This window comes from Aeromonas genomosp. paramedia, from assembly GCF_023093515.1.
Taxonomy (GTDB): domain Bacteria; phylum Pseudomonadota; class Gammaproteobacteria; order Enterobacterales; family Aeromonadaceae; genus Aeromonas.
The window spans coordinates 1-421 of record NZ_JAAROG010000050.1 but is presented as its reverse complement, the minus strand read 5'-3'; the positions used below and the strand labels follow the sequence as shown (position 1 = coordinate 421).

The following is a 421-nucleotide window of genomic DNA, read 5'->3' as shown; positions in this document are numbered from 1 at the left end:
GGGAACCTGGGGTTGGATCACCTCCTTACCTTAAGATGTCGTGTTGTTGAGTGTTCACACAGATTGCCTTGATTCAAGTTTAGAGACAGTACACGAAGTGGGTCTGTAGCTCAGGTGGTTAGAGCGCACCCCTGATAAGGGTGAGGTCGGTGGTTCGAGTCCACTCAGACCCACCACTTCGATTACGGGGCTATAGCTCAGCTGGGAGAGCGCCTGCTTTGCACGCAGGAGGTCTGCGGTTCGATCCCGCATAGCTCCACCATATCGTACTGTGTTTGTCAGAAGACAAAGCCATGAATTGGATAGCAATATTCAGTTAATGCCTTTGACTTCTTTACGAAGTTTGCTCTTTAACAATCTGGAAAGCTGATTTAAAAAGTAGTTCTCAAACATTTGTTACAAGTGCTTTGGAAACTTCTTG

Annotated in this window: 2 tRNA genes; both read left to right on the top strand. The window is 46.8% G+C overall.

From position 1 onward, the window contains the following. Nucleotides 1–99: 99 nt before the first annotated feature. Nucleotides 100–176, top strand: a tRNA-Ile gene (locus tag HB860_RS21990). A gap of 10 nt (nucleotides 177–186) precedes the next feature. Next, nucleotides 187–262 (top strand) — tRNA-Ala (locus HB860_RS21985). Nucleotides 263–421: the final 159 nt, after the last annotated feature.